25 protein-coding genes, 2 tRNA genes and 1 pseudogene are annotated in these 25192 nt (G+C 63.2%); 15 read left to right on the plus strand and 13 right to left on the minus strand.

Going from position 1 to position 25192, the window contains the following annotated elements; translation table 11 throughout:
* The 7 genes from SAS01S_RS16140 to SAS01S_RS16170 form a co-directional block, all read left to right on the plus strand.
* The coding region (locus tag SAS01S_RS16140) for a sensor histidine kinase (protein ID WP_169804976.1) at positions 1-794 on the plus strand (794 nt) is incomplete at its 5' end.
* A gap of 10 nt (positions 795-804) precedes the next feature.
* Positions 805-1245, plus strand: coding sequence for an HPr kinase/phosphorylase (locus SAS01S_RS16145; RefSeq protein ID WP_066810950.1), 441 nt, complete (start codon positions 805-807; stop codon positions 1243-1245).
* Positions 1242-2159 (plus strand): RNase adapter RapZ, encoded by a 918-nt coding sequence (gene rapZ / locus SAS01S_RS16150; protein ID WP_066810664.1) that lies wholly within the window; start codon positions 1242-1244, stop codon positions 2157-2159. The genes SAS01S_RS16145 and rapZ overlap by 4 nt, the downstream gene beginning before the upstream one ends.
* 11 nt (positions 2160-2170) lie before the next feature.
* The gene (locus tag SAS01S_RS16155; RefSeq protein WP_066810665.1) at positions 2171-2578 is read left to right on the plus strand and encodes a PTS sugar transporter subunit IIA; all 408 of its coding nucleotides are present in this window, start codon (positions 2171-2173) and stop codon (positions 2576-2578) included.
* Positions 2578-2850, plus strand: a complete 273-nt coding sequence (locus tag SAS01S_RS16160; protein WP_066810667.1) for an HPr family phosphocarrier protein — start codon at positions 2578-2580, stop codon at positions 2848-2850. The genes SAS01S_RS16155 and SAS01S_RS16160 overlap by 1 nt, the downstream gene beginning before the upstream one ends.
* 178 nt (positions 2851-3028) lie before the next feature.
* Positions 3029-3829 carry a TrmH family RNA methyltransferase gene (locus tag SAS01S_RS16165; RefSeq protein WP_066810669.1) on the plus strand — a complete coding sequence of 267 codons (801 nt, stop codon included), beginning with the start codon at positions 3029-3031 and terminating at the stop codon, positions 3827-3829.
* Positions 3830-3891: 62 nt separating this feature from the next.
* Positions 3892-4569 (plus strand): META domain-containing protein, encoded by a 678-nt coding sequence (locus tag SAS01S_RS16170; RefSeq protein ID WP_066810907.1) that lies wholly within the window; start codon positions 3892-3894, stop codon positions 4567-4569.
* On the opposite strand, the gene SAS01S_RS16175 is transcribed toward SAS01S_RS16170, so the two are convergent.
* A complete protein-coding gene (locus SAS01S_RS16175) occupies positions 4520-5284 on the minus strand; it encodes a tetratricopeptide repeat protein (RefSeq protein WP_169804977.1) in 765 nt (254 codons plus the stop codon). The genes SAS01S_RS16170 and SAS01S_RS16175 overlap by 50 nt on opposite strands.
* A gap of 5 nt (positions 5285-5289) precedes the next feature.
* Positions 5290-6594 (minus strand): DNA recombination protein RmuC, encoded by a 1305-nt coding sequence (locus SAS01S_RS16180; protein WP_066810952.1) that lies wholly within the window; start codon positions 6592-6594, stop codon positions 5290-5292.
* Between the two features lie 171 nt (positions 6595-6765).
* Between SAS01S_RS16180 and SAS01S_RS16185 the strand changes: the two genes are divergently transcribed.
* Positions 6766-8430, plus strand: coding sequence for a formate--tetrahydrofolate ligase (locus SAS01S_RS16185; RefSeq protein ID WP_066810913.1), 1665 nt, complete (start codon positions 6766-6768; stop codon positions 8428-8430).
* 1 nt (position 8431) lies between these two features.
* A complete protein-coding gene (locus SAS01S_RS16190; RefSeq protein ID WP_066810915.1) occupies positions 8432-8863 on the plus strand; it encodes a hypothetical protein in 432 nt (143 codons plus the stop codon).
* A gap of 9 nt (positions 8864-8872) precedes the next feature.
* On the opposite strand, the gene SAS01S_RS16195 is transcribed toward SAS01S_RS16190, so the two are convergent.
* The 3 genes from SAS01S_RS16195 to SAS01S_RS16205 are packed head-to-tail and all read right to left on the minus strand — an operon-like array spanning position 8873 to position 10502.
* Positions 8873-9226, minus strand: a complete 354-nt coding sequence (locus SAS01S_RS16195) for a GFA family protein (protein ID WP_245656945.1) — start codon at positions 9224-9226, stop codon at positions 8873-8875.
* Entirely contained in the window at positions 9223-9747 is a 525-nt protein-coding gene (def, locus tag SAS01S_RS16200) for a peptide deformylase (RefSeq protein ID WP_066810917.1), read from the minus strand. Before def ends, SAS01S_RS16195 begins: the two co-directional genes overlap by 4 nt.
* Positions 9748-9800: 53 nt before the next feature.
* A complete protein-coding gene (locus SAS01S_RS16205; protein ID WP_066810920.1) occupies positions 9801-10502 on the minus strand; it encodes a DUF3108 domain-containing protein in 702 nt (233 codons plus the stop codon).
* 194 nt (positions 10503-10696) lie between these two features.
* Between SAS01S_RS16205 and SAS01S_RS16210 the strand changes: the two genes are divergently transcribed.
* Positions 10697-10975 carry an acylphosphatase gene (locus SAS01S_RS16210; protein ID WP_245656946.1) on the plus strand — a complete coding sequence of 93 codons (279 nt, stop codon included), beginning with the start codon at positions 10697-10699 and terminating at the stop codon, positions 10973-10975.
* Between the two features lie 73 nt (positions 10976-11048).
* Here SAS01S_RS16210 and ettA read toward each other — a convergent pair whose 3' ends face one another.
* Positions 11049-12728, minus strand: a complete 1680-nt coding sequence (ettA, locus tag SAS01S_RS16215) for an energy-dependent translational throttle protein EttA (RefSeq protein ID WP_066810926.1) — start codon at positions 12726-12728, stop codon at positions 11049-11051.
* Between the two features lie 180 nt (positions 12729-12908).
* Here ettA and SAS01S_RS16220 point away from each other — a divergent pair, with 180 nt between their 5' ends.
* The 4 genes from SAS01S_RS16220 to SAS01S_RS16235 all read left to right on the plus strand — a co-directional run bounded on the left by SAS01S_RS16220 (position 12909) and on the right by SAS01S_RS16235 (position 15298).
* Positions 12909-14321 carry a M20/M25/M40 family metallo-hydrolase gene (locus SAS01S_RS16220; protein WP_066810929.1) on the plus strand — a complete coding sequence of 471 codons (1413 nt, stop codon included), beginning with the start codon at positions 12909-12911 and terminating at the stop codon, positions 14319-14321.
* 152 nt (positions 14322-14473) lie between these two features.
* A complete protein-coding gene (locus SAS01S_RS16225; RefSeq protein ID WP_066810932.1) occupies positions 14474-14734 on the plus strand; it encodes a hypothetical protein in 261 nt (86 codons plus the stop codon).
* Between the two features lie 148 nt (positions 14735-14882).
* Positions 14883-14959, plus strand: a tRNA-Pro gene (locus SAS01S_RS16230).
* 262 nt (positions 14960-15221) lie between these two features.
* Positions 15222-15298, plus strand: a tRNA-Ile gene (locus SAS01S_RS16235).
* Here the strand turns inward: SAS01S_RS16235 and SAS01S_RS16240 are convergent.
* Complete coding sequence (locus SAS01S_RS16240; protein ID WP_245656948.1) at positions 15277-16293, minus strand: polysaccharide deacetylase family protein; 1017 nt, start codon at positions 16291-16293, stop codon at positions 15277-15279. The genes SAS01S_RS16235 and SAS01S_RS16240 overlap by 22 nt on opposite strands.
* A gap of 1 nt (position 16294) precedes the next feature.
* Entirely contained in the window at positions 16295-17986 is a 1692-nt protein-coding gene (locus SAS01S_RS16245) for a sensor histidine kinase (protein ID WP_369405755.1), read from the minus strand.
* A gap of 174 nt (positions 17987-18160) precedes the next feature.
* Between SAS01S_RS16245 and SAS01S_RS16250 the strand changes: the two genes are divergently transcribed.
* Positions 18161-18628 carry an Lrp/AsnC family transcriptional regulator gene (locus SAS01S_RS16250; RefSeq protein WP_066810938.1) on the plus strand — a complete coding sequence of 156 codons (468 nt, stop codon included), beginning with the start codon at positions 18161-18163 and terminating at the stop codon, positions 18626-18628.
* Between the two features lie 87 nt (positions 18629-18715).
* On the opposite strand, the gene SAS01S_RS16255 is transcribed toward SAS01S_RS16250, so the two are convergent.
* From SAS01S_RS16255 to SAS01S_RS16270, 5 genes and pseudogenes are all read right to left on the minus strand, one after another.
* Positions 18716-19381, minus strand: a complete 666-nt coding sequence (locus tag SAS01S_RS16255; RefSeq protein WP_066810941.1) for a transposase — start codon at positions 19379-19381, stop codon at positions 18716-18718.
* Positions 19382-19845: 464 nt separating this feature from the next.
* A complete protein-coding gene (locus tag SAS01S_RS16260; RefSeq protein ID WP_157082857.1) occupies positions 19846-24096 on the minus strand; it encodes an RHS repeat-associated core domain-containing protein in 4251 nt (1416 codons plus the stop codon).
* Between the two features lie 188 nt (positions 24097-24284).
* Positions 24285-24662: an Ig-like domain-containing protein gene (locus SAS01S_RS16265; protein WP_245656949.1), complete on the minus strand. Its 378-nt coding sequence runs from the start codon at positions 24660-24662 to the stop codon at positions 24285-24287.
* 24 nt (positions 24663-24686) lie between these two features.
* Positions 24687-24776 (minus strand): annotated as a pseudogene (locus SAS01S_RS23355) (hypothetical protein); the annotation flags it as partial.
* Between the two features lie 42 nt (positions 24777-24818).
* Positions 24819-25192: Calx-beta domain-containing protein (locus SAS01S_RS16270; RefSeq protein WP_218016318.1), on the minus strand; the 374-nt coding region annotated here is incomplete at its 5' end.

A 25192-nucleotide genomic window follows, 5' to 3' on the forward strand; every position in this document is an offset into this window, starting at 1 on the left:
GTGCGCGCGAGGTCGTCGTCCCACGGCTGCCGTCGCGCCGCGACGAGATCGGCAGCCTTGCCCGCGCGCTCAGCGATATGAGCCAGGCGCTGCGGGCGCGGATCGACGCCACCGAAGCCTTCGCGGCCGACGTCACGCACGAAATGAAGAACCCCCTCGCCTCGCTGCGATCGGCGGTCGATGGGCTGGCGAACGTCAAGGATCCGGCGCTGCAGGAGCGGCTGCTGGCGATCGTGCGCGACGACGTGCACCGGCTCGACCGGCTGATCACCGACATTTCCGAGGCGTCACGACTCGATGCCCAGCTCAGCCGCGCCAAGTTCGACGCGGTCGACGTGCTGGCCATGCTCGCCGCGCTGATCGAGCAGCGCTGCACGCGCGGGATCGAGCGCGGCGTGCGGATCCGGTTCGACAATCGCGTGCGTGGCGGTGCATTGGTGATGGGCGAAGGCGCTCGCCTGGAACGCGTGTTCGAGAATCTCTTCGACAACGCCGTTTCTTTCTCCCCCAATAACGGCCTGATCACGGTCGCTGCGATGCTCGCCGACGACGACATGGTGATCCGAGTAGAGGATGAGGGGCCCGGCGTGCCCGAAGAAGCGCGCGAAGCGGTGTTTCGGCGTTTCCAGTCGATCCGCCCGGAAAATGAGGAATTCGGCAAGCATTCCGGTCTAGGGCTCGCCATTGCGCGGACGATCGTCGAGGGGCATCAGGGCACCATCGCGGTCGAATCGCGTGAAGACCGTCTGAGTGGGGCCAGATTCGTCGTCCGGTTGCCGCTCGCGCCTAGCTAGGGAGGCAGCAATCGCGACCGCACTCTCATCCGAAACGCTCCATGTTTCCAGCGTCGCCATTGATGGACGCGCGATATTGATCGAAGGCGCGTCGGGGGCCGGTAAGTCCGACCTCGCGCTACGCTTGATCGATCGCGGCGCTGCGCTGATCAGCGACGATTACACCTTGCTCCAGCGCGCCGGCGGCGAACTGCTCGCATCCCCCCCCGAAAACATCGCCGGCCAGATCGAGGTGCGCGGCCTAGGCGTCCTTCAGACGCACCATGTCGAGAAGATCCCGGTGGCGCTGCTCATTCGCTTGACCGATACGCCCGAACGGATGCCGCTGGGGGATGAGGTCCGCCGCATCGCCGGCCTCGATATTCGCGAGGTGGCGGTCGATCCGCGCACGGCCTCGGCACCGATCAAGGTCGAACTCGCGTTGCGGCACCTGGTCGGCACCACGGCGTGACTCGGGCCAAGGAGATCCTGCTCGTCACCGGCCTGTCCGGCGCCGGCAAGTCGACCGTGCTCAAGACGCTCGAGGATCTCGGTTGGGAAACAGTCGATAATTTGCCGCTGCGGCTGCTCGACCGACTGCTGAGCACGCCGTTGTCGGAAAGCACCGAGAGCGATTCGCCGCTGGCGGTCGGAATCGGCGCACGGACGCGCGACTTCGACCCCGAGAGCATCGTCAAGCGCATCAAGACGCTGCGCGCCGAGCACGGCTATGACATTGGTACCTTGTTCCTCGATTGCAGCGGTGCCGAGCTCGAGCGGCGTTATGCCGAGACCCGACGGCGCCATCCGCTTGCGCTCGACCGTCCGGCGAGTGACGGCATCGCTCGCGAACGCGAGTTGCTCGCCCCGCTGCGGCGCTGGGCCAACCGGCTGATCGATACGACCGACCTGTCGTCGAACGAACTGGCGCAGCAGGTGCGCGCGACCTTCGGCGGCGACGGTCTGGGCGAACCGACTTTATCGGTCATGTCGTTCGGCTATGCCCGCGGTCTGCCGCGCAACGCCGATCTGGTGTTCGACATGCGATTCCTGCGCAATCCGCATTGGGACGAGAAATTGCGCCCCGGAACGGGACTCGACCCCGATGTTGCGGCCTATGTTGCCGCGGATCCGGCTTATGATGACGCCATGAAGCAGATCGAGGATCTGCTCCTGCTCCTCCTCCCACGCTACCGGGCGGAGGGAAAAGCCTATGTTACCATAGCCTTCGGCTGTACAGGCGGGCGCCACCGGTCGGTTCATGTCACGGAACGGGTCGCGAAGCGGTTGCACGACGCCGGGTTTTCGCCCACGGTCACGCATCGAGATCTAGGGGCGGCACCGCAGGACTCCTTGGAGGGTGCGCCGCGGACGGGTTTGGGATAGTAAGCAAACGCATGATCGGTCTGGTTTTGGTGACGCACGGACGACTCGCGTCCGAGTTCGTGACCGCAATGGAACATGTCGTAGGTCCGCAGGAGCGCGTCGAAGCGATCGCGATCGGCCCTGACGACGATATGGAAGCGCGCCGCGCCGATATCGCCACGGCGATCGGCAAGGTCGATGACGGCAAGGGCGTGATCGTCCTGACCGATCTATTCGGCGGCACCCCATCCAATCTCGCCATTTCGCTGCTCGAGCGCGGGCGAGTCGAAGTGATCGCCGGGATCAACTTGCCGATGCTGATCCGCCTGGCATCGGCGCGCAAATCGATGAAGGTCGTCGATGCGGTGATCGCGGCACGCGAGGCGGGACGGAAATATATCGCAGTGGCATCCGAGGCGCTCGGCGAGGCCGCCGCCTGATGCCGGCGATCAGCCGCACGGTACAGATCGTCAACAAGCGCGGCCTGCATGCGCGGGCATCGGCCAAATTCGTCACTCTCGCCTCGACCCAGCCGGTCGAGATCCAGGTCGTCAAGGATGGCCCCGCGGTCACCGGTACGTCGATCATGGGGCTGATGATGCTCGGCGCGGCGATGGGCGACACGATCACGATCAGCGCGGACGGCGATGGCGCGGAAAGCGCGGTTGGTGCCTTGTGTGAGCTGGTCGAGGCTAAGTTCGGCGAGGACTGACCGCCTCCCCTCCCAAATCCGTCATGCCAGCGAAAGCTGGCATCTCATGAGGGGAGAATACTGCTTGAGACCCCAGCTTACGCTGGGGTGACGGCAGCAGCTTGGGCTGGGGTGACGGGTAGAGCTTAGCTGACGACTACAGCTTCCGCTGCACTAATGGGTTCGCTAGGAACCCATCATGCCGCGCGAGATCACTGCCTTCTCCAACACCCTGGTCAAGCGCGTCCGCAGCTTGCGCGACAAGAAGCATCGCAAGGCCGAGGGGCTGTTCCTCGCAGAGGGGCTGCGCATCCTGACCGAGGCGCGCGAAGCGGGACGCATGCCGGAATATCTGTTCTTCGCTGCCGACAGCGCGAGGCATCCGCTGGTCCTCGCGTTGGTCGACGCCGTGGAAGCTGCCGGCGGTGAAGCGATCGAGACCAGCCACGACATCCTTTCCAAATTGTCGGGCAAGGACAATCCGCAGGCGGTGGTCGGGGTGTTCCCCGAATTCACCACGCCGCTCGAGGCGCTCGACCGTTCGACCTCGCCGATCTGGCTGGTCGCCGAGCGGCTGCGCGATCCCGGCAATCTCGGCACGATCCTGCGGACCGGCGACGCGGTCGGCGCGGGTGGTCTCATCCTGGTAGACGATTGCGTCGATCCCTTTTCGGTCGAGGCCGTGCGCGCGAGCATGGGCGCGCTGTTCACGGTGCCGATCGCCCAGGCGCGCTGGGACGCGTTCCTGCCCTGGTTACGCTCGGGGCCGGGGCAGCTCGTCGGGCTCAGCCTGCAGACCGACCACGATTACCGCGGTGCCGCCTATCAGGCGCCGACCTTCCTGCTCACCGGCAACGAAGCGCAGGGTCTGCCCGACGCTTATGAGGCGGAATGCGACCTGCTGGTCAAATTGCCGATGCTGGGCAAGGCCGACAGCCTGAACGCCGCGGTGGCGACCGCGGTGATGGCGTATGAAGTGCTTGCCCGACATCGCGGCTGAATACGGCCGACATGGCCGGTTCAGCTGGATTGGGCTATACGCCCGGGCAAAGGAGAGATGCCATGAAGCTCGCCGCGACCCTCGCCCTGCCCGCGCTGCTCCTCGCTGTGCCTGCCTCGGCCAGGACCGAGACCTATCGCGCCGTCGGCACCGAACCGGGCTGGACGCTGACCATCGAACGCGGCTGGATCAATTATGCCGGCGATTATGGAAAGACCCGGATTCACGTCAAGGCGCCCGCGGCGCGGCCCAGCTTCAACGGACGGCGCTATGTCACGCGGCGGATCGTCGTCGATATCACCCGCGCGCCGTGCAGCGACGGGATGAGCGACCGCAAATTTCCCGATCGTGTCACCGTCACGGTCGGCCGGCGCAGCGTCAAGGGCTGTGGCGGCGATCCCGTGCTGGACGCTACCGCGCTCGACGGGTCGCGCTGGACAATTGCCAGCATCGACGGACGCCCGGTCCGCACCGCTCGCGCGACCGAGATACGCTTCGAGGGCGATCGCATCACCGGGAACGCCGGCTGCAACAGCTTCGGCGGCGGCTATCGCATCGACCGTGGCAGTCTGAGCGCAAGCCGGGTGATATCGACCAAGATGGCGTGCCCCGGGCCGGGCATGGAGGTCGAGGGCAAGTTCCTGGCGATCATCGCTGGCCCGGCGCGCGTTGCGCTGCGCGACCGAACGCTCACTTTGTCGAGCGCCAGCGGCAACGCCACGCTGACCCGCACTGATTGAGCGGCGTCAGGTCGTCTTCTTGCGCCTTGATATATTCGATCTCACCCAGAGACTTTGGCTCATCGGGGATGATCGCCAGGCATTTGCGATAGGCGGCTTCGGCGTCGTCGAGCCGCCCCAGTTCGACGAGATCGTAACCAATGCCGCGAAACGACACGCATCGCTCATAATCGCGCCGCTGGGGCGTGAACGTCGCTGCGGCCTCGGCGTTCCTATAGGTATCGATCGAGTGCTGCCATTCTTTCTTCTTCAGAAGAACATAGGCTAACTCGTTGAGGTATCGAGCGTGTTTCGGCGCGAATGCAACCAATCTTTCGAGCGCCGATTGGGCATCGTCGAGCCGCTCGAGATCGACCAACGCGAACGCTTTGACATAGAGCGCCTCGCACCACGCTACCGTCACCAGCCGAACATTGTCCGCCCCGCCATCGGCGGTGGTCAGATAATAGCCATCCTGTTCGGCCGTCTGCGAGCAGAAGATGTGGCGCTTTTCGCCCGAAAATTCCTTGTCGAATGACGCGACGACCGGCTCGACCGTCGCCAAGGCTCGCGCCGGATCGCCGGCCTGGATCGCGGAGAAAGCCTGGCTGATTGTTGCCTCCGCGGCGGAGTCGCGGTCTTTCCCTGCCCCGCGACGGCCATGGGTAACGCCGTCAGCATCGCGGCAATCAGCAACCCGGCGAGTTTCGTCATCGACCCGTTCCCCAACAGGCACGAGGATCATCCCTCGGACGAACGATCCCCCATCTCGCCGACCGACGCAAGCTTCACCAGTGGGCGCGGCGATTGCTCGACCATCGGCGGCGACTCGATTGCTCGCCCGCCGGTATCGATATTGAAATCCTCGAACCGTTTTGCCTGGGTCAGCACTTGCGTCTCCAGGCTGCCGACGAACGCATTATAGGCGTCGTTGGCGAGGCCGATATTGCGTCCCAGCCGCGCGACATGGCTGCCCATCACCGACAGCCGGGCATAGAGTTCTTTGCCCAATTCGGCGATCTGGCGCGCTTCGCCGGCTAGTTTCTCCTGCCGCCAGACCGCGGCGACGGTCCGCGCGATCGCGATCAAATTGGTCGGTGTTGCCAGCAGGACGCGGCGGTCGAACGCGAAATCCCACAAGGTAGGGTCCTGCTCGAGCGCGGCCGAGAGGAAATGCTCCCCCGGCACGAACATGATCACGTAATCGGGCGCGTCGTCGAATTGCGTCCAATAGGCCTTGGCGCCGAGCGCCTGGACATGCGCGCGCATCGACGCCGCGTGGCGCACCAGCCCGGCGGCGCGCTCGGTATCATCGATCGCGCCGAACGCGTCCTGATAATCGTTGAGCGACACCTTGGCGTCGATCACCAGCGCGTTGCCGCCCGGCACGCGGATGATCACGTCGGGCCGGAGCCGCCCGCCCTCGCCATCGTCGACGCTGACTTCGGCCTGGAAATCGGCGTGCTCGCTCAACCCGCACGTCTCGAGCACGTTACGCAATTGCTGCTCGCCCCAGCGCCCGCGCGCCTTGGGCGCATTGCGCAGTGCATTGACCAGTTTGGAAGCTTCGGAGCGAACCGATTCCTGTCCAACCCGCATCGCCTCGATCTGGCCGTGGAGCGTGCCGAACGCATCGCGGCGATCGGCCTCGACCTTGGCCACGCCTTCTTCGTAGCGCTGCAAGCGTTCGTGGACCGGCTGGAGCAAGGCGCGGAGATGCTGCCCACTGGTCGCTTCGGATTCCTTGAACCGCTCGTCAGCGCGCTGGAGGAACTTGGTCTGGGCATCGTCGAGCAGCCGCTGTCCGACCTCGGCGAATTGCGCCGCCAGCGCTTCTTTAGCCGCGACGATTTCGATCAGCCGCGCCTCGAACGCCAACTCGCGCTCGCGCGACGCCGCCTGGTGCGCGTCGAGCGCACGCATCGTCGTGTCGCGCTCGGCCGTCACGGCGAGCAACTGCTGGCGCGTCATGTCATGCTGATCGGCATGCACCTTGGCGGCCGCCAGTTCGGCCACGCCGCGGCGCGACGCGAGCAGCCAACCCATCACCAACCCGACAACGAGCGCACCCAGCGCGGCAATCACCAATTCAACCACAATTCACCCGCGACACTCGATCATCGCAGGAACATAGATCGAACAGCCCGGCTAGGACAGTCCCAATTTCATTACGGACGCGGGGTGACGACGGGCGTGCGGGGCGGCTAAGAAGCCCTCATGCTCTCCGATATCGAGATTTCGCGGGCCGCGACCCTTCACCCCATCCAGCAGATCGCCGACAAAGCAGGCATCCCGGTCGACGCGGTCGAGCCCTATGGCAAATACAAGGCCAAGCTGATCCGCGAGCACCTCCCGGTGCCGCGCGACCTCGGTAGATTGATCCTGGTCACCGCGATCAGTCCGACGCCCGCCGGCGAAGGCAAGTCGACCACCTCGGTCGGGCTCGCCGATGCGCTCAACCGGATCGGCAAGAAGACGATGCTGGCGCTGCGCGAGCCGAGTCTGGGGCCATGTTTCGGGACCAAGGGTGGTGCTACCGGCGGCGGTTATGCCCAGGTGGTGCCGATGGAGGACATCAACCTCCATTTCACCGGCGATTTTCACGCCATCGCCAGCGCGCACAATTTGCTCGCCGCGATGATCGACAACCATATCCACTGGGGCAATGCGCTCGATATCGACGTGCGTCGGATCGTCTGGCGTCGCGTGCTCGACATGAACGACCGCGCGTTGCGCGACATCGCGCAATCGCTGGGTGGCGTCGCCAACGGCTTTCCGCGCGAGAGCGGGTTCGACATCACCGTCGCGAGCGAAGTGATGGCGATCCTGTGTCTCGCCGAGGACCTGGAGGACCTGGAGGTGCGGCTCGGCCGGATCGTCGTCGCCTATACGCGCGATCGCCAGCCGGTCACCGCGCGCGACCTGAAGGCCGATGGCGCCATGGCGGTGCTGCTCGCCGAGGCGATCAAGCCCAATCTGGTCCAGACGCTGGAGGGCAATCCGGCGCTGGTCCATGGCGGCCCGTTCGCCAATATCGCGCATGGCTGCAATTCGGTGATCGCGACCAACACCGCGCTTGGCCTGGCCGATTATGTCGTGACCGAAGCCGGGTTCGGCGCCGATCTTGGCGCGGAGAAGTTCTTCGACATCAAATGCCGTCAGGCCGACCTCAAACCCGCCGCGGCGGTGGTGGTCGCGACGATCCGCGCGCTCAAGATGAATGGGGGCATCGCCAAGGCCGATCTCGCCACACCCGATCCAGAGGCGGTGCGGCTGGGCGGCGTGAATCTCGCGCGGCATCTGGAGAATGTCCGCCAGTTCGGCATTCCCGTGGTGGTCGCGATCAACCGCTTCGACAGCGATACCGAGGAGGAGATGCGCGTCGTGCGCGAGATCGCCGCCGCCAATGGCTGCGAAGCGATCCTGTGCACGCATTGGGCCGACGGCAGCGCGGGTACCGAAGCGCTGGCGTACCATGTCGCCGCGCTGGCGGATGGCGGCGGGGCGCAATTCGTCCCGCTCTACGACGATGCCATGCCGCTGTTCGACAAGATCAACACGGTGGCGACGCGGCTCTACCGCGCCGAACACGCCACTGCCGAGCCGAGCGTGATGGCGCAGCTCAAGCGCTGGGAAGACGCCGGATACGGCCATCTTCCGGTGTGCATGGCGAAGACGCAGTACAGTTTCTCGACCGACCCCGCGAAACTGGGCGCGCCGGTCGGCCATATCGTCCCGGTGCGCGAGGTACGGCTCGCCGCCGGTGCGGGCTTCGTCGTCGCCATCTGCGGCGAGATCATGACGATGCCTGGCTTGCCCCGCGTGCCAGCGGCGGAGGGGATCAGGATCGGCCCGTCGGGAGAAATCGAGGGGTTGTTCTAAGATGGACGACGAGCGTCTCTATCTCCACGCGCTCGATATCCAGGATGGCCGCGCACATGGCTTCTGGGTTCCAATCATGCAGCGCCTCGCGTTGCGCGGACACGACGGGGCGATGATCGCGCTCGCCCATTGGTATACCGAAGGCAACAATCCCGACGACCTCGATGCGATGGCTGAACCCCTCACTGCGGCCAACCTCTACTATCGCGTTTGGCGTCGCGGCGGCCCTGAAGCGGCCAGAGCAGCGCACTCACTCGCCATGAGCTACTTCAATCGAGGGGATATGCTCCGGTATCGGCAGTGGCTCCGGCGAGGCGCTCGGCTCGGCGACTATAGCTGCTGCGTCTACGCCAAGCATTTCGAGACTCGCCTGCCGCATGCGACTGCGCGCGAGATCGGCCGCCATCGGCCTGCAGCCAAACGCGACGAGTAGGCGTAAGCCCTAGACCGGATAAACCCCATCGAACGGTACCATCGTCGCGGTCAGGCCGTGATCCTCGTCGAGGCACCGCCAATTGACGCTGATCGCATCGGGGTGCGAGCGCGGGCGGTAGAAGCTCTTGATCCCGCAATGCTGGCAGAACAGGTGCCGCGCGCGGCCTGAGCCGAAGCGATACAGCACGACGTCGGCACGTCCTTCGGTCTGGCGGAAGCTTGCGTCAGGAACGATCAGATGGAGATAGCCGGTCATGCTGCAGATCGAGCAGTCGCAATCAAGCAACTCGACCTCGGGCTTTTCCAGCCGCACCTCGAAGCGGACGTGGCCGCAATGACAGCCGCCTTCGACGGTGATCAAGCCGCCTTCCGTGCCTTGGCCAGCTTCTTCATGATCATGTCGCGCTTGAGCCGTGAGATATGGTCGGTGAACAGCACGCCGTTCAAATGGTCGATCTCGTGCTGGATGCATGTCGCCATCAGGCCGTCCATTTCTTCCTCGTGCGGCTTGGCGTCGCCGTCGAGCCACTTGACGCGGCACCGCGCAGGGCGTGCGACTTCGGCATATTGCTCGGGGATCGACAGGCAGCCTTCGTTATAGACCGCCATTTCGTCGCTGACCCATAACAGTTCGGGATTCACGAACGCGACCGGCTTGCGTACCGGCTCGCCGCCTTCTTCCTCGGGCTCCTGCAAGTCGATGACGACCAGGCGCTTCTCGATCCCGACCTGGGTCGCGGCGAGGCCGATGCCGCGTGCGGCGTACATCGTCTCGAACATATCGGCGAGCATGGTGCGGATCGACGCATCGACCTCGCTGACCGGCGCGGCAACGGCGCGCAGGCCGGGATCGGGTACTTCGAGAATGGTCAGAACAGTCATGCTGCGTCAGCTATGAAAGCGCCGCTGGCGCGTCAAGCGTGGTTCCGGCTTTATCACCGGATCAACCCCGAACAATCGCCGCCCAGGACCGAGCGCACACCAGCCACTTCGACAGCCAGGAGCCGACGATCGGCTTTCGCGACCAGGAAGATGATCGTCATATCCGATCGCGTGCTGGCCTCGATTTCCCAGGCAGCAATCGGATCGCGACTGAATCCCTCTGGCGAAATGGAGTGCCGAACGTCGATCCTGGCGACGCCGGGTCCGCGACCGAAATGGAACACGGGCAAGTCAAAATGCGCGCCGTCGGCAAGTGGCAGGGCGGTCAGGACGAATTCGATCGTCTCGTCGTCCCAGACCGGCCCAGACAGTGGAACTTCACTCGTTTGGCGTCGTCCATCCTCGTCGCGGACCATCCCGCGCGCTTTGCCGTCGCGATAGCGCACCGACAGGTTGGTTTCGCCGTCGGTCTCCTCGATAGTGCGGATCGGCCGCAGGCTGGGAAACGCCACTTCGATCCGGCTGGTCAGCAGCGGGCCGCCATTGAACCGCGAGGCGATCGTGATCATCCACCGCTTGTCGTCGATCCGCTCGACGCGGCGCAGGATGCTGCCCGCAGATTTGCCCTGCTCCGAACCAGGAACGGTGTAGCAAGCGTCGCCAACCGGCAGCAGTTCGCCGTCGACCGGGGGCAGACCTCCCGTCGCCGTGGCCGTGGCCGCCGACCAGATCAGCAAAGCCGCGAATATCGGCACATATCCTCCTGACTTCGTTCGCCGCTCCTAGCGGCACCTTTCCGTTCGGCGCAAATTCGCGGCAGCCGCCGCTGGATTGCCCCGCTGACACGCCAGGCTGCGGATCATAAAGCTACGGTCGACTTCGGCCGGTGCTAGACTCAACGCGATTGATGGGGATCAACCCCGCGGTCGCGTTAAAAGGGTCGTAGTTTATGGGGATAATGCAGCGGGTCGTGGTGTCGGGTAAAGTGCATCAGGTCGGCTTCAGGGATTTTACCATCCGCAAGGCGCAGTCCTTGGGGGTCACCGGCTGGGTGCGCAACCGCAACGACGGCACGGTCGAGATATTGGCGTCCGGGGAGGAGGATGCGGTCGCTTCGCTGGTCGAAGCGTGCCGCGCTGGCCCGCCATTGGCGCGGGTCGACCATGTCGAAGCCTATGTCGAAGCGGGCCAGCCGGTGAAAGGGTTTACGAAGAGATTTACCGCTTAGCGGCCTGACCTCCCCCCTGTCGGGCTGCAAAAAGGCTCCGCGGTCACCTGACCGCGGAGCCTTTTTCGATCGTTCAGCGCGTCAGCTTCTTGTACGCCAGCGCCGTCGGACGATCCGCGGCGTCACCGAGGCGGCGGCGCTTGTCTTCCTCGTATGATTCGAAATTGCCCTCGAACCATTCGACATGGCTGTTACCTTCGAATGCCAGGATGTGCGTCGCGAGGCGATCGAGGAAGAAGCGGTCGTGGCTGATGACCACGGCGCAGCCGGCGAAATTCTCGATCGCTTCTTCGAGCGCGCCGAGCGTTTCGACGTCGAGGTCATTGGTCGGCTCGTCCAGCAGTAGCACGTTGCCGCCGCGCTTGAGCATCTTGGCGATGTTGACGCGATTGCGCTCACCGCCCGACAGCTTGCCGACATTCTTCTGCTGGTCGGCGCCCTTGAAGTTGAACGCGCCGACATAGGCCCGGGTCGACTGGTCGAAGCCGTTGACCTTCATCGAATCGAGCCCGTCGGAGATTTCCTCCCAGACGTTGTTCTTGTCGTTGAGATGATCGCGGCTCTGGTCGACATAGCCCAGCCGAACGGTGGTACCGATGTCGATCGTCCCGGCATCGGGCTTTTCCTGCCCGGTGATGAGCTTGAACAGGGTCGATTTGCCCGCGCCGTTGGGTCCGATCACGCCAACGATGCCGCCGGCCGGCAAGGTGAACGACAGATTCTCGAACAGCAATTTGTCGCCATAGGATTTCGAGAGATTCTCGACCTCGATGACCTTGCCGCCCAGCCGCTCGGGCACCTGGATGACGATCTGCGCCTTGCCGGGCGAACGGTTCTTCTGCGCTTCGACCAGCTGATCGAACTTGGCGATACGCGCCTTGGACTTGGTCTGGCGCGCCTTGGCACCCTGCCGGATCCATTCGAGCTCGTCCTTGATCGCCTTTTGACGCCCGGATTCCTCGCGCTCTTCCTGCTCGAGCCGCTTGGATTTCTTCTCGAGATAGGTCGAGTAATTGCCCTCGTACGGGAAGTACTTTCCCCGATCGATCTCGAGAATCCAGCCGACCACATTATCGAGGAAATAGCGGTCGTGGGTGATCATCAGCACCGCGCCGTGATATTCCTTGAGGTGGTTTTCCAGCCATTCGACGCTTTCCGCGTCGAGATGGTTGGTCGGTTCGTCGAGCAGCAGTATCGACGGCTTCTGGATCAGCAACCGGGTCAGCGCGACGCGGCGTTTTTCACCGCCCGACAGACTGGTGACCGGCGAGTCCGACGGCGGGCAGCGCAAGGCTTCCATTGCCAGTTCGAGCTGGCTGTCGAGTGTCCAGCCGTCAACCGCGTCGATCTTGCCCTGGAGATCGCCCATCTCTTCCATCAGCGCGTCGAAATCGGTGTCGTCCTTGGGATCGCCCATCTCGGCCGAGATGGCGTTGAAGCGCTCGACCAATTCGGCGACGTTGCGCGCGCCGTCCTTGACGTTCTCCAGCACCGACTTGTTCGGATCGAGCTCCGGCTCCTGCGCGAGATAGCCGACGGTGATGTTCTCGCCCGGCCATGCCTCGCCCGAATAATCCTGGTCGATGCCGGCCATGATCTTCATCAGCGTCGACTTGCCGGCGCCGTTGGGGCCGACAATGCCGATCTTGGCACCGTGATAGAATTGTAGGTTGATGTTGCTCAGCACCGGCTTCGGGGCGCCGGGGAAGGACTTGGTCATGTCCTTCATGACATATGCGTATTGGGCGGCCATGGCGGCACGTTGCTCCGTGTTTTGAAATTGCCGGAAAAGTAGAGCGGGCAGATAGCGATTGGGTGGCCGATTGGAAACCCCCGGCGGCTTGCCCAACCCGGTGAATCGGCCCTAAGCAGCAGGTCCTTCCGGGCGTCGTCCGACGCTACGGGCTCCGTTCGTCGCAGGAGACCTCAACCTATGCGCATCCCGCTGATGCTGTCCGTCGCCACGCTTGCCCTCACCCTCCCCTCGATCGCCCTCGCGCAACGCAATGCGATGCCCGAGCCCGCCAAGGTCGATCCCGCCGTCGCCAAGGCACGCGATGCCGCGCTCAAGGACCAGGTCGCCTGGGACATCGTCGAGGATTTGACCACCGAAGTCGGTCCGCGGCTGGCGGCGACCGAGGCCGAAGCGCGCGCGCGGGCCTGGGCAGTGATCCGGCTGAAGAAGCTCGGCTTCCAGAACGTCCATGTCGAAACCTACAAGATGCCCGTCTGGGTGCGCGGCGCGGAGACGGCGGAGATCGTCGGTCATTACCCGCAGAAGTTGGTCGTCGCGGCGCTCGGCCGATCGGGTGCAACGCCGCCCGAGGGCATCACCGCGCCGGTCGCCTATTTCCCGACGCTCGCCGACCTGGTCGCTGCGCCCGACGGCAGCCTGAAGGGCAAGATCGCCTTCATCTCCAACCAGATGAAGGCGACCCAGGACGGCAGCGGCTATGGCGCTTATGGCGGGGCGCGGTTCATCGGTCCGAATATCGCCGCCAAGAAGGGCGCGGTCGCAACGGTCATCCGCTCGATCGGCAGCGACAAGGGCCGCTGGCCGCATACCGGTGCGACCAATTGGACGCCGGGCGTGACGCCGATCCCGGCGGGTGCGCTGTCGGTCGCGGACGCCGAGCAACTCGAACGCATTTTCGCACGCACCGACAAGGTAACGATGAAGCTGGTCCTCACGCCGCAGATGCTGCCCGAGGCCGAATCGGGCAACGTCGTCGCCGAGGTGCCCGGCACCGATCCCAAGGCCGGCACGATCCTGATCGGCGGCCATCTCGACAGCTGGGATCTCGCCACCGGCGCAATCGACGACGGCGCGGGTATCGCCATCACCGCCGCGGCGGCCAAGCGCCTGCTCGACGGACCGCGCCCGCGCCGCACTATCCGCGTCGTCTGGTTCGGCGCGGAGGAGCCCGGCGGCTTCGGCGGCGCGGCTTATGCCAAGGCGCATGCCGGCGAGAAGTTCGCGATGGCGAGCGAATCCGATTTCGGCGCCGACAATGTCTGGCGGTTCAACACCAACCTGCCCGACACGGCCAAGGCAGTCGGCGATCGGCTGGCGGCGGCGCTGGCGCCGCTCGGCATCGTGCGCGGCAAGGATGTCGCCGGTGGCGGGACCGATGTCGGCCCGATCCTCGCGGCCGGCGTTCCCGCGGTGACGCTTGCCCAGTCGGGCCAGCGCTATTTCGACTGGCACCACACGCCCGAAGACACGCTCGACAAGATCGACCCGGAACAGCTGCGCCAGAACGTCGCGGCGTGGACGACCGTCCTGTCGATCGTCGCCAATGCGCCCGAGGAATTCGGGCCGGTAACGCCTAATATGAGCGAGTAAGATGCCTGCGGCGGCGAGTGCGGCTCGGCGCAAACCCGGCGTTGAACCAATTTGGTCGTTGACCGCCACATTGTCGCCGTTATTCCTCTCGCTTCGCGAAGGGCAGATCGGCCCGGCTGCGAAACGACGGTAACCTTTTTGGGAGCACCCAGATGAAGAAGATCGCCATTGTTCTCGCCGCCGCGAGCCTGGTGTCCTTGGCGGCCTGCAAATCGCAGACCCCGGCTGCGGCGAATGCCGACGCGGTTGCGGACAACCTGGCGGCCGAAGCCGACAATCTGTCGGACCAGGCCAGCGACCTCACCAACAACACGGCCGCTGCCGCTGTCAGCAATGCGTCCGACAGCCTGAACAATGCGGCCGATTCGATCCGCGCCGAAGCGAAGAACGCCGCGGCCCCGGCCAAGAAGTAATATTCGCACCGTCGGGCTTGGCCCGCCGGCGCGATAGAGGGGCGGTTCCTTCGGGAGCTGCCCTTTCTTCTTGGTGACGAGCATAAGAGCCGACGTGAACGAGCCGGGTTGCCGCCTGCGTCAATGCCGCCTAGAGGATCGCCCGCGTCGGGGAGTGGCGCAGCCTGGTAGCGCATCTGGTTTGGGACCAGAGGGTCGCAGGTTCGAATCCTGTCTCCCCGACCATTTTTGCGGAATCAGCGGGCGTCTGGCGGACGCCCGCCCGCAAAAAACCCCGAGTGCAAACGAGGGGAAAGCATTAGGGCTATTGGTGGGTCGCATCGCTTTCTGCGGAAAACCGGTGCCCACTTTTCCGCGCGATGCTCCTGTCGCTTGCTAAATGACGACGCGGGAGTAAATCCCGCGTCGTCGGTCCTCGCTAACGCGAGGCCGGCCGGCGTTCGGCGTCTCGACACTAGCTCCGCTAGGGTCGTGCGCCTCACGGGTGGGGCCTGTAGCTCAACTGGTTAGAGCTGGCCGCTCATAACGGCTAGGTTGCGGGTTCAAGTCCTGCCGGGCCCACCAGCGCCGCCAGCCGTCGCGGCTGCGATCACATCGTCAAGACCTGCCGCCTTGGCGCCGAGGCGATCGAGCTCGGCAAATACCTTGCCCCACCAATCCCAAAATGCCGCCAGATCCGCCTCATCCTTCACATAGGGCGTGTGTCCGGGAGCGAGCGACGGCGAGTGGAAAGCGAAGCTCAGCACGCGAACGCCCTCGCCCATCGCCACGCGAACCGCTTCCAATGCCTCGCGCACCGGAATGCCCTCCGGGGTCAGCGGAATGCGCTGGAGCAGCCCGGAGCGCGCCAGCACTGCCCTCCCCTTCGGGAGGCGTCCTGCCGCGCGATAGAGCGCCATCCCGCCCGATCGCGCGGCGCCGGTGAACACCGTGGTCAGCGGCAGTTCGACGATCCCGCCGGTGCGAAAGGCGTGGTTGCCGAGCGCGGAGAAATCGGGACCGCCTTCCAGCGCATAGTCGAAGCCGGGCCGCATCGAACTATCGAGGCGATAGCCATGCGTCGCCAGCAGATCGAAACTTGCCGAACCCAGGCCATAACGACCGGCGCGATAGGCGGTCGGCCGCGTTCCGAAGGCAGTCGTGATCGCTTCGGTAAGCGCCACCAGCTTCGCTTCTTCGAGCGCGCGCGGCAGGTTGCCGGCAAAGCTGTTGGCCGGGGTCAGCACTTCCTCGAACGGCGGGTTGACCCAGGGATGAAGCTGCGTCCCCACCCCGGTACCGCCGGTCAGCAACGGCCCGATCAGGTCGATCGCCTGGCGGTCGGTGGCGATCGGATGGTCGACCATCAGCGCGAGCGGCACGCCGGCCGCGGCGAACCTCGCATGGGCGGCTGGCAGTGCCGACACGGTGGAGACCGACCGGTTCTCGCGCGCGAGCGGCTTGCTCCAGTCGAACTCCTCTTCGGTGTCGACGAACACGACGAAGCGCGTGCCGAACGAATCTGGCCAGGCGACGAGATCGCCGGCCGCCGGCGGTTGCGGACGGAACGCGTCTACCACGTCAATTTGAAGAGAGCTGCCCCACGCCCTGATCCAACGCCGCCGGCAGGCGCAATGTCAAGCGCTGCTCGCCGATCTTGAGGCTGCCGCCGAGTTCGCCGGCCAGGTTGCGCGCCAGCCTGAGCCCGAACGCGGTGCCCAGCAACGTGCCTTCCTGATCCTCGCCTTCCAGCGACAGCACGGCTTCGCCCGGCCACGCGGCAAAGGCGCGCGGGCGCTCGACGGCGATCCGCGCCTGGCCGTCCTTCGACCATGCCTTGATCGCGATCCGCTCGCCGATTCCGCTCGCACCGACCGCCAATGCCATCAGCCGGCTGATCAGGCGCGCAACCGCGACCTCGTCGCCGGCTATAGCCAGCCCCGGTGCGCCGGCATCGATGTCGACCACCGATTGCCGGAGCAGCATCAACGGCTCGAGATCGCGCGCGGCGCGGGCGAGCAGTGGCGCCACTTCGACCACCCCGGGGCGAAGCACCAGCGCGTCCTGTTCGATCCGCGCAGCGGTGTCGACATCGTCGATCGCGGCGATCAGGTCGTGCGTGTCATGGCGAATCGCCGCGGCGCGTTCGCGATAGGCGTCGGGCGCCGGGCCGAGCACTTGCGCTTCGATCATCTCGGCAAAGCCCGAAATCGCGTTGGTTGGCGTGCGCAATTCGTGGACCAAAGCGCGCAGCGCCTCGGGCGACGGGCTGCTTTTGGGCATCGGTTCGGCACGCTGGTCGGCGCGCGGACGCCGCGCCACGCCGCGATAGCCGGTGAACCGACCGCTGGCCGGATCGAACGCCGGTGTCGCCGACACTTGCCATTGACCGGCGGCGAGCGACGCACCGGATATCACCAGGCGCGCATCGGCGAACGACGCGCGGCGGCGGAACGCACCGCTGACCACGCCGTCGACCTGCGCCGAGCCGGTGCCGAGCAGCACGCCGATCAGCGGCTCGCGCGGCGCCCCGTCGACCCAGCGGATCGTGCCCGTGGCGTCGGTCTCGAAGCAGAAATGATCGATCGGCCCATCGCTGGCGATCGCTCGCGGCGGGCGTCCGAGGCCACCATGATCGCGCTGATAGGCATCGATCCGGGCGACCAGATCGGCGATCTGGAATGGGCCCCTTGGCGCGGGCGCTGGGCTCGCGTTATTGGCCGGCCTGCTGGGCGACGATTCGGCGCGCTGCGACGTGTCGCTGGCGATCGGCCGGTCCGGTACGATGCTGGCGACGCGCGCGACCGCCTCGATCGAGGACGTCATCAGCTCCGACTCGTTGTCGGGTCGCGGCAGCGCGAAATCCGACCGCCCGAAACTGTCGAGCGCGCGCACTGTCTCAGCCGGCAGATCGCGACGATGCCGCAACAGCGAGCGCGAGGTCGGCGGCAGATCGGGCAGCATCGCGCGCCATTCCTCGCCGGTCAGCTGCGCCGCCGCGATCACTGGTGCCGCGACCGACGGCTCGTCCTCCGCGAACAGCCGGACGAGTTCCGCGGGCGGATTGGCAAAGGCGAGGCTGCGCGCGCTCGCCGCGCGGGCCCGCATCGGTACCCGCGACCGTATCGCCCGCAATTGCTCGATCGCCTTCGCGTCGGGAGCCGCACGCCGACGCCCGATCAGATCGGTCAGCTGACGCCATGCCGATTGCGCGCCGAACGATGTTGCCATATCGGCGCCGAGCACGGTGTCGAGACTGTCGTCGAAGCGCAAGGATCGCCCTCTGGTCACGCGGAACCGCCGCGCCTTAGGAATTTCTTAACCGCTGTACGGCGCGCTTCAAACGGTTCATTTTGACGCGTCGCATAGTGGGACGATTGCGCAATCCAGCAATTATATTATGTTGGCCATCGGGCTAACTCGCATAAAATTCTTGGAGAACCGGCGATGGCGTTGGATCGGATCGATCGGCAGATATTGTCTTTACTACAGGCCGACGGACGGATGACCAATGTCGAACTGGCCGACCGGGTCGGCTTGACCGCACCTCCATGCCTGCGGCGCGTCCGCGCGCTGGAGGAAGCGGGCGCGATCAAGGGCTACCACGCCGAACTCGACCCCGCCACCCTCGGCTATCCGATCACCGTGTTCGCGATGGTCAGCCTGAAAAGCCAGGCCGAACGCGACCTGACCGCGTTCGAATCGCACATCGCGACGATTCCCGAGGTCCGCGAATGCCATATGCTCAACGGCGAAATCGACTTCATCCTGAAGATCGTCGCCGGCGACCTGAAAGCGTTCCAGGATATCCTGACGACGCATCTGACCCCGGCGCCCAACGTGGCGAGCGTCAAGACGTCGCTCACCATCCGCACGTCGAAGAATCAGCCGGGGATTCCGGTCGGGGCGGAATAGGACTCGTTCTAACGAAAAAGGACGGCGCAAACCGCCGTCATTTCATCGCGCTCAGCGATGTCTTGTTACAGTTATGCGTGCATACTCCTAACCCTTCCTCGGCTTAGGCCCGCGCTTGGCGGGAGCAAGCACAAGGCCGGTTTGCACTTCCATATCCTCCAGCCACTCCTTCGATCCGACCGGACGGCCGACGCTCTCGGCCTTGCGCAGCGCGGCATAGCTGATCGCCTCGTCGAACGCCTCGCCCAGGAACGCCGCGAAGTTGCCGACCCGCTCTAGCGCCGGCGCGATATCGACATGCCCGTCGCCCTCGCCTGCGATGAGCGCCCGTGTGCTCGACCAGCGCCAGTCCTCCGCTCGCTCGACCAATCGCGCCCGCACTGGATTGAACGCCACATAGCGCAGCGCGCTCACCAGATGCGCCTCATCCATAGCGACCGAGCTGAACCGCCCCTGCCACAGATGCCCGGTCACCCGCAGGCGGGCGTTGATGTATCCCGTGTAATGGCGATGGACATAGCGGAACGTCCGCCGCAGCCCGTCCTCGTCGCTCGGCACGGCGATGATGTGGACGTGGTTGGGCATCAGGCAATAAGACCAGATCGCCACCCCCGACCGAGTCGCCGCGTCGGACAACAGGTCGAGATAGAGCTCGTAGTCGCCGTCCTCGAAGAACACCCGCTCGCGGCGATTGCCGCGCTGGGTCACGTGGTGGGGAATGCCGGGGAGCACGATGCGCACAAGGCGGGCCATCGAGTTAGGCTAGCTTTGCCTGGCATGGAGTAAAGGGGTTATTGCACGTGTCACCGTAATTAGTAATTATCACCGCAACTCGCGCAACTCGTAACTTCACAAGTTTAACTGGTAATGAAATCCATTTAGTCCTCAATATGATTTCCATGATCAACATATAATAAATCGCTGAAAGTGACAAATATAACGTACAAGAAAATTATTATCGATCCAGATATCGCCACGATCGCGACTTTAATCATCGAAAAATATAATATAGCCGCGATTAATACAGAGGAAAACGTTATTCTTATCGCTCTAATATATCCATAACCAGATTCGTCTTTTACTTTTAACCTTCCTATTCTACTGATTTTGTTTAATCGAATATATAATCTAGCCTGCGCCGGTATAATATACTCTATCAACACTTCTATCGCTAAAACCAACGTCGCCAAAAATACGATTTGAACCATTTGAACCTCTCAACCACTGCACATCGATCTGCTTTTTCCCGCCTGCTCGCCCGCTTTTCCCGCAGCACCCTCGACAGCACCGGCCGCGGCCTTCCCAAATTTCGCAGCCTCAAGAGCATGTTCAGCAAGTTTTCCTACGCTATGCGCAGTGATCATGCCAACCGCATCACCCACAACACCAATATAATCCCCCTTGTATAGATGTAGAGGCATTGCGGCCAACGATGAAGCTTTCGATACTATGTTGGCAGCCAATGCAACGCCATGCGCACCAACGGCAACCGGAGAAGCCTCAAGCGTCGCACCGGCAACCACTTCAGCACCGACCGAAGTGGCATCCGCGCCCAAGCCAACATATTCATTGACTTTTAACGCAGCATCTACCCAAGAATCACCCTCTTCACTAGGACACCAAGGATTCCGGCTACCCCGCTTCGGATTTCGCTGAGCCTTTGTGCCGTACTGGCCGAGCTGAGCAGTAACGGTATCCGGGTTGGCACGAGAGGGTCCAAAATTATCCGAAATCGTGGGGAGGCTGGTGAGTGACGTAAGGTTTGAGGTTCTAGTCCCCGTTATTACAGGAGGCGGACCATTCCACACACCATCAAGTCCTGACGGATCTGCGCCATTGATGGGATCCCCACCAACATAATTATACCAGTTCATCCCATCGGCATAACCGATCGGATCGGTTTGCATGAACCGGCCCAGCGTCGGCGAGTACATCCGCGCTTTGTAATAATAGAGACCAACCTCGGGCAGCCACGCCTGCCCGGTATATTGGAACCGACCTAGGTTGCTCGCGGCAGGGATACCGTACTCATCGTAAGTGTTGGTAGCGATCGATGTACCGCTGGCATTGGTCACCGCCACGACCGAGCCACGCTCGTCGGCGATCAGCCAACGCTTGTCACTCGTGCCGGTGCCTTCGTACCAGACCAGCGGCTCGTCGGCGCCAGCGCCGTAAACGTAGCGGCGTTGCAGACTGGGCGACACGCCCCAAAGATACTCCCCGATGATGTTGCCGCCGTCACTGGCGAAGCGAGGAGTGCTGGACGAGAGATTGTAGCCCTGCAGCTCGTCGAGCGAGCCATATTCCAGCGTGCTGGCGGCGCCATTGGTGGACACGAGATGGTTGAGCGGGTCATAGCCAAAAGTCGAGTTGCCTGAGGCGTTGAGATTGCCCCGCCCGTCGTACCCCAGGGCTACGCTGCCCGAAGCGGTGTACTGATTGAGCCCGTTCGAACTATAGTTCCGGTTGACGTTCACATTGCCCGTCCACGTATAGGCAGTGTTCGCATTAGGGCGCGACACGATTTGATCCGCGGGATTATAGCCGAAGGTGATCGCATTGTCCTGACCGCTCGCGGTCGGCGTGCAGTCTAGCGTGCCGCCGCCAGCGAGATCGAACCGGAGGCATGCCAGGCGCGACGCGCCGTCATAGCTGTAATAGCTCGCCGTGCCATTGCCCCGCACGAGGCTCGCACGGCGGCCCAGATTGTCATAACCGTAGGTGGCGAGCGTCGTTGAGCCGTTCTCGACGACGGTGGTCATCTCATTCGCGAGATCGTAATTGTAATTGATATAGAGCCCGTCCGGCCAAGTTAGGCGCGTGCGGCGACCAGCGGCATCATATTGATAATTGAGCGTCGTGTAAGGTTCGGTGCGCGAGGTCAGCCGACCCAGCGCGTCATAGGCCATTGTTTCGGTTGAACTACCACCTGCCCAGCTCGAGCTGGTCAACTGACCGAACAGATCATAGCCGTATTGCCGGCTCAGCGAGCCATTCTCGGTCCGCGAGGTCACCCGGTTAAGATTGTCGATCCCGAAGGCGACCGTGCCACCATCACGCAGCCGCTTGTTCGTGACGTTGCCGTTGGCATCGTAGGTCAATTGCTCGTAATCGGTCATCGAGCTGGCGCCCGATCCCTTCGTCGTCGAGGGATAGTTCGTCTTCGACAGCCGGTCAAAGCCGTCATAGGTGTAGCTGGTTTTATTGCCATTGGCGTCCGTCACGCTCGCTGGTTTGCCATTGTTGGTATAGGTACTTGTTACGTCGTCCAACTGGGACGTGGTGCCATAAGCAGGCTGTATTTTGGTGACCTGATCGGCGGCATCATAGGTCATCTTGGTTACGCGGTCCGGCCCATTGGCCGCTGTCGTTTGTGGCACGCACGCGGCGGTCTGCGAATTCCATTGTGCCGGATCCATCCGCTCCGCGACGCAATCAACGCGGCCAAGGGCGTCGTAGCCCGTTTGCGTCAGCGAATAGGTCACGCCCCCGGACTTCAATTCCTGGCGTACGGCGCGAGCATTGACATCATAAGTGGTGACGGATTGCTGCAGAGAGGAGAAGCCGGTCCAGGCACTGTCGGATTGATCGGCCACCGTACCGAGTTCAGTCGTCGTGACCTTGCCATCCGCGTCATATGTAGTTCTCTGGGCCCTTGGAAGGAGTCCGCCGGGACCATCGGGGTCGGGGCTGACGACGCCCACAACACGTCGCGCTGCGTCATAGCGTATGCGTGTCGTATCGGTCGCTCCGGCCAGCGGACCATCCACGGCTATCTGGTTGCCGACCGGATCATAGGAATAAGTCGCGGTTGCGCTCAGCGAGTTATCCCCTGCAGCCTCCGTTTGGGAAACCGGGAGCAGATTGCTGGTAACTCCGGTGGTTTGAGGGCCGTAATCGACCGTTTTCCTGGTCTCGTCGGCAGTGCCGGCGCAGCTCGCCTGCGTCTTGCAGGTCGAGCTGCCTGTCTGAAGGTAGATCGGCACTCCTGAGGCCACGATCGAACCAGTGCCATCCTTGTAATACGCCTGCAGCGGAGTGTAGCTGAAGCGCGTCTGTGGCCGCGTCGCCCCCGAACTGGCCGCTGGCGCGGTGACCGTCAGCAACCCTCCATGGGTCGTATCGTATGTGAAATCCGTTTGATTGTTATTCGCGTCCCGCGTCCAATTTGGCTGATTGCAAGTGACCGCGTTTGTACAAGTCGCGTCATATCCGGCGGATGTCGCGATGTTCGCAAGGCCGCTGCCGGCCTTGGCAACCGAGGCCCTCTGTGTGAGGTTCCCTCGGTCATCATAAGTGAAAGTCTCGTAATTGCCCTCCGGGTAGGTGACCTGCGTCACTCGACCGAAGCCGTCCGTCTGATACGCGGTTTGGTGGTTCAAAGCGTCAGTGACGCTTGCCACTGCACCCGTAGTGGCATTGGCCACCGTCGTTCGGATCGTACCGTTGGGTCCGGTCAAAACCCCCGTCATTGTCGCCCCCGACAGGGAGAACGAATAACCGTATGTCACGCCGTCTTTCGTAACCGACGACACGCGCCCGCTCGCGTCGTACGATATCGTTACGTTGTTGACAGAGGCGGTGGGTCGGCGGATTCCCACTATTCGGCTGCTTGAGTCCCACGTGATGCCAGCAACCCCGCCAGTCGGATCGGTGATAGAGGTTACGGAGCCTGATAAAGAAAATGACAAAGATGGCCACGAGCCAGTTAATCCGGAGCAGGTATCCACAACCGGGCCACAATAGTCCACGGCGTTGTTTATTCCCGTCACGCTCACGAGATTCAACCATGTCGAGGCGCTAAACTGATCGCCATTCGCGTTATTTGCGTAATTGTATTTTAACTGATATCCTCGATTGCTCGTTACGGACTGCAGTCGAACGTATTTAGTATAGATGTAGAATCCTGCACCGCTATAAGACGATGAGGAATCCACTCTATAATTGAATGTAATCTTCTCTCCGTTGGGATAGGTAATACCAGTCGCAAGGTAACTAACCAATCCGCCAGCGTAAATATTTATATACAGATTGCCGCTGCCCGTACCGAGCATAGAATTGCTAAATGCTATTTTTGTGCCGTCTCGCGCAATGTAGATTCCTCCTACAAATTTATCGCCGGAGCCATCTGTCGCGATGCCATCGCTGAACGACTTTCCCACCGAGCCAAGTATCACCTGCCCGGATGTGGAAATTGCAATGGTGTTCGAATTTGTGCTGTTGGCTCCGAACGTATAGCCCCCATATCTTAGCTGACCAGGTGTCAGAGGGCCGATGGCCAGTTCGCCAGTCGGTATCTGTATTTGGCCGGTGGCGACGTTCACGCCGTTTTCGTCGATCGGAGACCTTGACGGCGGGGCCGGCGCTGGCGGTGTCGATTGCGCCTTGGCCGCACTTGTAACGGCTAGCGCCACGAGCATGCTGCTCGAAATCAGCAAACCGGCACGGTTCAAACGTCGATGAGCCACGGAAACCCCCTCTTTAATGCGCTTCTCTTTGAGTGCCGGGCCGCATTACGGCAGAAGTGGATTAGGCGAGCCGGCGAGCTTAAGGTTGCCAGCGCTTGCGACAGTCAGGTTCACGTCGGTACGTTGTCGGCCTCGTTGAACGTGTAACTGGCCACGACGCCGTTGCTTACGAAGCTCGCTCGGAGCCGTCAAAACGAGACGCATTGCGAAGCCAGCCCGGTCACGGTTGCGGTGAGTTGACCCGTCGAGGTCGCACCCAGGCTATCCGAGACGACGTAACTGAACGTGAAAGTGCCGGAGGTGTGCTCGCCGATGGTTACGGACGTAGTACTGGTCACCGTGGCCGAGCCTGGGCCGGTGATCGACACCAGATGGAGCGGCACATTGTTTTCCGGATCGGTGTCATTCGCGACCAGGTTGACGGTCTGATATATGCTGCACTCGAACGAGGTCGTGTCCGCGTTCGCGACGGGCGGAAGATTGCTTGGGGTACTATCGTTGATGGTACCAGAGCCTTGCGAGGCACTGATTGTTGCTCCGCCGGTAGGCGAGGACAGGATGACCAACACCGTTTCGGACGATTCGACCACGCTATCGGTGAGCGTCGGCACCGTGATTGTTTGGCTCGACGTGCCGCTCGGCCCGAAGATCATCGTTCCGGACGTCGCGGTGTAATCGATGCCCGACGTAGCAGTGCCACCCGTGGTCGCGTAATTGACCGATTAGGTCGACGAGGTCGTGCCCGTCTTCGTCACCGTGAAGGTCAGCGGACTACCTTCCGACACCGCGGTCGCGTTGCCGATTGCGAACGATGGCGGCGGCGGGACGTCGTTGATCGTACCTGAGCCCTGCGATGTTGTGATCGTCGCCCCGCCAGTCGGCGCCGACAAGGTGACCAGCACGGTTTCAGGCGATTCGATCACGCTGTCAGGGAGCGTCGGTACCGTGATCGGCAGGCTCGTCGAGCTGCCCGCCGGAAAAGTCAGCGTGCCCGACGTCGCAGTATAGTCGGTGCCTGATATCGCAGTGCCGCCGCCGGCGACATAATTGACCGAATAGCTCGATGAGGTCGTCCCCGTCTTCGTCACCGTGAAGC

Source organism: Sphingomonas asaccharolytica NBRC 15499 (genome assembly GCF_001598355.1).
GTDB lineage: Bacteria > Pseudomonadota > Alphaproteobacteria > Sphingomonadales > Sphingomonadaceae > Sphingomonas > Sphingomonas asaccharolytica.

Bases quoted from the DNA above. Each gene is read 5' to 3' on its own strand.
- SAS01S_RS16155 (WP_066810665.1), top strand. From the start codon at position 2,171: ATGATCGGTCTGGTTTTGGTGACGCACGGACGACTCGCGTCCGAGTTC.
- SAS01S_RS16185 (WP_066810913.1), top strand. From the start codon at position 6,766: ATGCTCTCCGATATCGAGATTTCGCGGGCCGCGACCCTTCACCCCATC.
- SAS01S_RS16165 (WP_066810669.1), top strand. From the start codon at position 3,029: ATGCCGCGCGAGATCACTGCCTTCTCCAACACCCTGGTCAAGCGCGTC.
- SAS01S_RS16170 (WP_066810907.1), top strand. From the start codon at position 3,892: ATGAAGCTCGCCGCGACCCTCGCCCTGCCCGCGCTGCTCCTCGCTGTG.
- SAS01S_RS16180 (WP_066810952.1), bottom strand. From the start codon at position 6,594: ATGGGTTGGCTGCTCGCGTCGCGCCGCGGCGTGGCCGAACTGGCGGCC.
- ettA (WP_066810926.1), bottom strand. From the start codon at position 12,728: ATGGCCGCCCAATACGCATATGTCATGAAGGACATGACCAAGTCCTTC.
- SAS01S_RS16210 (WP_245656946.1), top strand. From the start codon at position 10,697: ATGGGGATAATGCAGCGGGTCGTGGTGTCGGGTAAAGTGCATCAGGTC.
- SAS01S_RS16250 (WP_066810938.1), top strand. From the start codon at position 18,161: ATGGCGTTGGATCGGATCGATCGGCAGATATTGTCTTTACTACAGGCC.
- SAS01S_RS16190 (WP_066810915.1), top strand. From the start codon at position 8,432: ATGGACGACGAGCGTCTCTATCTCCACGCGCTCGATATCCAGGATGGC.
- SAS01S_RS16160 (WP_066810667.1), top strand. From the start codon at position 2,578: ATGCCGGCGATCAGCCGCACGGTACAGATCGTCAACAAGCGCGGCCTG.
- def (WP_066810917.1), bottom strand. From the start codon at position 9,747: ATGACTGTTCTGACCATTCTCGAAGTACCCGATCCCGGCCTGCGCGCC.
- SAS01S_RS16220 (WP_066810929.1), top strand. From the start codon at position 12,909: ATGCGCATCCCGCTGATGCTGTCCGTCGCCACGCTTGCCCTCACCCTC.
- SAS01S_RS16225 (WP_066810932.1), top strand. From the start codon at position 14,474: ATGAAGAAGATCGCCATTGTTCTCGCCGCCGCGAGCCTGGTGTCCTTG.
- SAS01S_RS16255 (WP_066810941.1), bottom strand. From the start codon at position 19,381: ATGGCCCGCCTTGTGCGCATCGTGCTCCCCGGCATTCCCCACCACGTG.